This is a genomic window from Rhodoferax sp. (assembly GCF_039922535.1).
GTDB lineage: Bacteria > Pseudomonadota > Gammaproteobacteria > Burkholderiales > Burkholderiaceae_C > Rhodoferax_B.
Map to the genome: position 1 here is coordinate 26,813 of NZ_JBDTEM010000024.1, position 6,856 is coordinate 33,668.

Genomic DNA, 6,856 nt, shown 5'->3' on the forward strand with positions numbered 1-6,856 from the left:
GTCAACCCTTGCGCGCAGCGGGCCGTTTGTCCTGGCAAATTGACCGTTGGTAGCATTCCAGCGGTCTTTTGCAACTCTATTAGATGTCTTTGATCAACCGGCTGAACTCGTCCACATCTTCAAAACTGCGGTACACAGATGCAAAGCGTACGTAAGCCACTTTGTCGAGATTTTTTAGTTCACGCATGACCAACTCACCCAGCTTGGAGGTCGCCAATTCTTTGGCACCGCTGGAGAGTAGCGTGCGTTCGATGCGGTCTAACGCGGCATCCACTTGCTCCATGCCCACGGGACGTTTGCGCAGCGCTAGCCGCATGGACGCGTGCAGTTTTTTGCGGTCAAAGTCGGCACGGCTGCCGTCTTTTTTGACCACGGTAGGCATCGCCACCTCGGCGCGTTCGTAGGTGGTAAAGCGCAGTTCACAGCCCCCACAGCGGCGGCGGCGGCGCACTAAGTCGCCGTCGTCGGATTCGCGGGTTTCGACCACTTGGGTCTCGCCATGGCCACAGAAAGGGCATTTCATGGGGGCTATGGTGACTTAACGGTAAACCGGGAAGCGGTTGGTCAACGCGGCAACTTTTGCGCGGACGGTATCCAGGTTGGTGGCGTCACGCGGGTTGTCCAGCACGTCGGCTACCAAGTTAGCGGTGGCACGGGCTTCCTCTTCCTTAAAACCACGGGTGGTCATGGCAGGGGTACCGATTCGGACACCGCTGGTAACCATGGGCTTCTCGGGGTCGTTGGGAATGGCGTTCTTGTTAATAGTCATATGGGCACTGCCCAATACGGCTTCGGCTTCTTTGCCGGTAATACCCTTGGCACGCAAATCGACCAGCATCAGGTGGCTCTGGGTGCCACCGCTGACGATACGCAGGCCGCGCTGGGTCAAAGTTTCTGCCACTATCTGTGCATTTTTCAAAACCTGCTGTTGGTAGATTTTGAATTCGGGGGCGAGCGCCTCCTTGAAGGCAACCGCCTTGGCCGCAATCACATGCATCAGCGGTCCGCCTTGCAGGCCGGGGAAGATGGCGCTGTTGATGGCTTTCTCAAACTGCGACTTCATCAGGATGATGCCGCCACGTGGGCCGCGCAGGCTCTTATGGGTGGTCGAGGTGACAATGTCGGCGTGCGGTACGGGGTTGGGGTAGATACCTGCAGCAATTAGGCCAGCGTAATGGGCCATGTCCACCATGAAGATGGCACCCACGTCTTTGGCAACTTTGGCAAAGCGTTCAAAATCAATAGCTAGAGAATAAGCACTGGCACCCGCGATAATGAGTTTCGGCTTGGATTCGTGGGCTTTACGCTCCATCTCATCGTAGTCAAGAGCTTCGTTCGCATTGAGGCCGTAGCTGACCACATTGAACCACTTGCCACTCATGTTCAGTGCCATGCCGTGCGTCAAGTGACCACCTTCGGCCAGGCTCATTCCCATTATGGTGTCGCCAGGCTTCAGGAAAGCCAGGAAGACAGCTTCGTTGGCAGACGCACCGCAGTGCGGCTGTACGTTGGCGGCTTCGGCCCCAAAGATTTGTTTGACGCGGTCAATCGCCAGTTGCTCGGCTACGTCTACGTATTCGCAGCCACCGTAGTAACGGCGGCCTGGGTAGCCTTCGGCGTATTTGTTGGTGAGTTGCGATCCCTGCGCGGCCATGACGGCGGGTGAGGCGTAGTTTTCGCTGGCGATCAGCTCAATGTGATGCTCTTGGCGGGCATTTTCTGCTTGGATGGCTGCAAACAGCTCGGGATCGGTTTGCTCTACGAGAATCGTACGGTCGTACATGGCAGTCCTTTAACCTGATAGTCAAGACGGTGGTCCTTGCAGTGAAGCAAGTGCTGCCCAGGCGAACGGCTGAACACCAAGGGCTTGGTAGCCCTGGCGGTACGCTTCCCAGTGGTTGCCCGACGGGCCTTGCAAAAAAGGCCGTAGCGGTAGTCCACGTCAGCATGAGCACCTCTAAGGGTCACGCCTATCGCCAGTTGCGTACTTGGCTAGTGTAACGGAGGCAACGAAACCTCAATACTTGACGAGCATCGCGACTTTGTCCTCGTCCGCGGGGGGCTGTATCTTCAAGGCAGGAGTCGCCACTGGAATCGGGCGGGGCGCGGTCATGGGTGTCGTACGACCCGCGGCAACTTGTTGCAAGCGGCTGTGTTCGGCCATCACTTTACCGGCATATCCACCGTCATCCTGGATATTGGCTGCGCCCACGTAGTAGCGTAGACCACCTTCTACAGAGCCCGCGCGGGCGATGCACTCTTGCAGCACCTTCACACCGACGCGCAAATTGGTCAAAGGGTCAAACGCAGCCAGTTTTCCGCCAAATACATCGTATTTTTCGGTGTGTACGCGGGTCATAACTTGCATTAGTCCCTGGGCACCTACGGGGCTTTGGGCGAATGGATTAAAACCGGATTCAATCGCCATGACCGCCAAGATCAAGGTCGGATCGAGTTTGACGCGTTTGCCGAGGTCATAAGCCTCGGCCACCAAGGCGCTGACCGGTTCGGCCGCCACATGGTATTTTTTGCTTAACCAATAGGCCACAGCAGCCTGCTGTTTAGGCAAGTCCTGTGGATTGCTGGCGGTAGCGCGGTCTACCGCATCGGTATCGGCTTCTGCAGCCAATTCCGTGTCGACACCGGGCACCACTTGGCGCTCTTGTAGCCAGCCCATCAATTGGACTTCGGCAACTTGGCGCAAATCGGGCCGCGCGGTCATGGTCACGACCAAAAAAACAACGACCAAACCCAACAGGGCGAATCCGTTATGGGTAATCTCAAAAAAGCCTTGGGTGACATCTGCTGCGAAGCTTCGCAGCCCTTGGCCTATCTTTTGTAACGCTGTCATAGCACTTCCTCATCTAGCGAAGGCCTGGGGCGATAAAGTTTGCGTAAGAGCAATTCGCTTGGGGCACCTCGATTGGGTGGGTACGCCATCAAAATCCTGCACGGCCCTTGAGGCGTTTGCAGCGATTTGACTTAGCCGGGGTTCGGCAGCGGGTTCGGGTAGTCCCTAGGGTTGTAGGGGGGACGGCGGATTCTAGGAGGACTATTAATATCGAGTCAAGCATATGGAATTAATTTGATATGCTTTTTTAAACTGTATTAATGTACAGTTTTATGGCCTAGTGTACGCAAACCAGACTGTGCAATACACCACATGCACGGCACCGTTTCAAGTTGCTTACAAAATGCTACTGCTACCGAAAAGGCAGCAGCTGCACGCCGTTTGCACTACGCATGCGGAGTGACGCAGTCGCAGTGTTGGTCTGGCTGGGGGGCTATTTTCTGTAGGTTTTTTGAGTTTATTATTTGTTTTAAATCCTAGTTTTGTATACTAAAAATGCCTTTTTGGAGGCATCAAAGGTGGTGTGGTATCTGTTGTGTTTTACACAATAGACCGTCAATAAGTCTGTTTTTAGGCGGCCCACTGTTGCATGGGCTGCCTATTCCATGCGGTTTAGCCCATCCGCACCGGTACAAAAATGGTGTCACCCGCACGCAGGATCAGCAGCGCAATCGATTTATCCGATTTGGCAACAGCGTTTTTTACCTGCTCGATGCTTTTGACCGGCGTACCGTTGATGGCCAGCAAGACATCGCCACTTTCCACCCCGGCATTGGCGGCCGGGCCTGCGGAGGACTCAATCAATAGACCATTGGCGACTCCGGCTGCGCGCAACTCGTCGGGCTGCAAGGGGCGCAAAGCCAGACCCAGGCGGCCTTGCGACGCGGCTTCTTTGCTGGTCGCGACCTGTACCGGTTTGTCATTGGCGTTGCCCAGTTTGGCCTCGATTTCCAGCGCGGCACCCTTGCGCCACACGTCCAGCTTGACCTTGTCGCCTGGTGCATCTTGGCTGATCACGGTAGGCAGGTCGCCCGATGACACCACGGCGTGTCCGTCTACCTTGCGGATCACGTCGCCGGGCTCCAATCCAGCTTTGCTGGCGGGGCCGTCTTTTTCAACGCTGGACACCAGCGCACCCTCGGGTTTGTCCAGCTTGAATGAGTCGGCCAAGGCCTGGTTGACCTCTTGCACCGACACCCCCAGACGCGCGTGTTCGACCTTGCCGTGGGCGACGATTTGGTCCTTCACCTTGCCGGCCAGGTCCATGGGAATGGCGAATGACAGACCTTGGTAACCACCGGTGCGGCTGTAGATTTGGGAGTTGATGCCAATCACTTCGCCACGGCTATTGAATAGCGGGCCGCCGGAATTACCCGGGTTGACTGCTGCATCGGTCTGGATGAACGGCACCGCGCTGTCATCAGGCAAGGAACGGCCCTTGGCACTGACAACGCCTGCGGTAACAGTGTTTTCGAACCCGTAAGGCGAGCCGATGGCCAGCACCCATTCGCCGACTTTCAGGTCGCTGGATTTTCCAATGGTGGCAACGGGCAGGTTTTTGGCCTCTATCTTTAATACAGCAATGTCGGTTTTGGGGTCGGCTCCCAGCACCTTCGCAATGAATTCGCGGCGGTCGGTGAGTTTGACCACAACCTCCTTCGCATCTTTCACCACGTGCGCGTTGGTCATGATGATGCCGTCGGCACTCACGATGAAGCCTGAGCCCTGGCTGCGCGTGGGCGCTTCTTTCTGGCCGGGGGCTCCACCTTGGCCCTGGCCTTGCTGGAAGCGGCGGAAGAATTCAAAGAAGGGGTCGTTCCCAAACGGATCGTCGCGCTGCGGGTGCTGGGCGGTTTCGGCATCGTCGTCACTGGCTTTGGCGACGCTTGTCACGCTGATATTGACTACTGCCGGGCCGTACTGGGTGGTGATCTGCGAAAAATCAGGCAGTGCTATAGGGGTTGCGAACGTGGTGGCGCTGCTGACTAGGGGCGCTGCTGCGTGGGCTTCGCCGACGTTGTGCAGTAGGGACCCGCCCATGCCACCAATGGCTCCGGCGGCGACCAGGGCCAAAACGAGTTTGGTGTTTTGGAGAGATAGAACTTGCATGAGAGCATCCTTGGGTAGTTGGGTTCGATGCCTAACTATCGGGATGCTGGCTTAGGCCAGACTTAAACAGTGCCGTGGGGCCTCAGAGGGCAACACCGTACTTAGTGGCGAAACTCTTTTAAATCCAGCCGAATGTCGTAGTGGCTGTGGCTGAAGGTGATCAAGGCATCGCAACTAGTGGTTTGTCCAGCGTGCCCTTCATAGGCCAGGCGGCGCTGGAAGCGGCTGGCATCGCCGCTCGATAAAAAGCCTACCCGCGCACCATGGACCCGGATCTCTACCGGTTTCCAGATTTCGGAATCGTGACCACCAGTGTGTAACTGGGCCACCACCTGCGTGCCGACCGGACTGATGGGTGTGCCATCAGCTACCAGTTTCAGGGCGGCTTGGTAACGTGAGCTGTCGGCGGAGCCCAATTGGAACAAGCCCAGAGATGGCCATTTAAAGGGCTGGTGATCGCCTGCATCAGAGGCCTGCAAGGCTTGGGATGCGGCGATTTGGTAGCCGTGGTTGCGGTGCGGCCATACCGCACGCCACAGCATGAAGGCGGCGGCAAAAACAAACAGGGTGGTAAATAGTTCGCGCATGAGGGGCTCCTGTGGAACCTAGTTTGTAGCCGCATAAGCTACATATCCGTGTGAATTGTTTCACGCTTTATGCCCCATATTGTGGACATATGGGATGTATGGGTTGCGCAGAGTGGGGTGCTGCGTTTGCGATACTCGGGAGATGCAGCTTCAAGACATTCTTTATTCGCAGGGCTTTGGTACGCGCCGTGTGTGCGCCGGACTGGTCCAACAGGGCCTCGTCGAGGTTTATACGGAAAATTCGGCTCTAGCGCCTGTCCTATGTGCAGAGTCAGCTATGGATTTTGATCCAGAAGGCCTGCGCTTTCGGGTGCAGGGCGTGGACTGGCCCTACCACCGCCTAGCCTATGTGCTGCTGAACAAACCGGCGGGCACCGAGTGCTCGCAAAAACCCTCCACCTATCCCAGCATCTACACATTGCTGCCGTCGCCCTTGCGGTTGCGACCGCAAAAAGGCGCGTTGCAAGGCGTGCAGGCCGTGGGGCGGCTGGACCAGGACACCACCGGCCTGCTGCTGCTCAGCGATGACGGCCAGTTCATCCACCGTATAACTTCACCCAAAAAGCATGTCCCCAAGGTGTACGAGGTGACCACCAAGCACCCGTTGGACGAACAGCAGGTGGCTAAGCTATTGGCCGGGGTGGTGCTAGACGATGACCCCAAGCCGGTTCGAGCCGCTGCGTGCGAGGCCGTCAGCAGCCACCACCTGCGCCTGACGCTGACCGAGGGCAAATACCACCAGGTCAAACGCATGCTGGCGGCGGTGAGCAACCGGGTGGAGGGCCTGCACCGTTCCCAAATGGGCAGTTTTGCGCTGCCCGCCGACCTGCTGCCGGGCCAGTGGCGCTGGCTCAGTGCCGAGGACCTGGCCCAACTTTCCGCTGCGCAGACGGGTTCTTAGCTGTTACATCCCCGGCCCAGAGGGGGCGTGCCCGGCGGCTACACTGCGGGCTTGTCTCTTATTAGTGGTGCCCTGTGAAGTTGTTTGTCCGACGTTTTGTCTCTGTACTTGCTTTTGCCGTAGCCACCCCGCTTGCCGCTTGGGCCCAATCTCCTCCGCTTTCCTCGCCGATTTTTGTCCTCAATTCCTTGGACGCGAGCGTCAGCGTGATCGACCCCGGTAGCTGGACCGAAACCCAGCGTATCCCCACCGGCAAAGAGCCGCACCACATGTACCTCACCCCCGACGAGAAGTCGCTGGTGATTGCCAATGCGCTGTCCGACACGCTGACCTTCATCGACCCCAAGACGGCCGAGGTCCAGCGTGTGATCCGCGACGTGCTGGACCCGTACCAGTTGCGCTTCTCGC

At 57.4% G+C, this 6,856-nt stretch carries 6 protein-coding genes, 1 pseudogene and 1 riboswitch; of the genes and pseudogenes, 2 read left to right on the top strand and 5 right to left on the bottom strand.

The window, feature by feature from the left end:
- Positions 1 to 79: 79 nt before the first annotated feature.
- The 5 genes from nrdR to ABI213_RS01170 form a co-directional block, all read right to left on the bottom strand.
- Complete coding sequence (gene nrdR, locus ABI213_RS01150; RefSeq protein ID WP_348025738.1) at positions 80 to 523, bottom strand: transcriptional regulator NrdR; 444 nt, start codon at positions 521 to 523, stop codon at positions 80 to 82.
- A gap of 15 nt (positions 524 to 538) precedes the next feature.
- Positions 539 to 1,783, bottom strand: coding sequence for a serine hydroxymethyltransferase (glyA, locus tag ABI213_RS01155; protein WP_348025740.1), 1,245 nt, complete (start codon positions 1,781 to 1,783; stop codon positions 539 to 541).
- Between the two features lie 48 nt (positions 1,784 to 1,831).
- Positions 1,832 to 1,994: riboswitch (ZMP/ZTP riboswitch) on the bottom strand.
- 23 nt (positions 1,995 to 2,017) lie between these two features.
- Positions 2,018 to 2,851: a lytic transglycosylase domain-containing protein gene (locus ABI213_RS01160; RefSeq protein ID WP_348025742.1), complete on the bottom strand. Its 834-nt coding sequence runs from the start codon at positions 2,849 to 2,851 to the stop codon at positions 2,018 to 2,020.
- A gap of 612 nt (positions 2,852 to 3,463) precedes the next feature.
- The gene (locus ABI213_RS01165) at positions 3,464 to 4,960 is read right to left on the bottom strand and encodes a Do family serine endopeptidase (RefSeq protein ID WP_348025744.1); all 1,497 of its coding nucleotides are present in this window, start codon (positions 4,958 to 4,960) and stop codon (positions 3,464 to 3,466) included.
- Between the two features lie 101 nt (positions 4,961 to 5,061).
- Complete coding sequence (locus tag ABI213_RS01170) at positions 5,062 to 5,547, bottom strand: hypothetical protein (RefSeq protein ID WP_348005354.1); 486 nt, start codon at positions 5,545 to 5,547, stop codon at positions 5,062 to 5,064.
- Between the two features lie 142 nt (positions 5,548 to 5,689).
- Here ABI213_RS01170 and ABI213_RS01175 point away from each other — a divergent pair, with 142 nt between their 5' ends.
- Positions 5,690 to 6,448, top strand: a complete 759-nt coding sequence (locus tag ABI213_RS01175; protein WP_348025746.1) for a 16S rRNA pseudouridine(516) synthase — start codon at positions 5,690 to 5,692, stop codon at positions 6,446 to 6,448.
- A gap of 80 nt (positions 6,449 to 6,528) precedes the next feature.
- Positions 6,529 to 6,856 (top strand): annotated as a pseudogene (locus ABI213_RS01180) (YncE family protein); the annotation flags it as partial.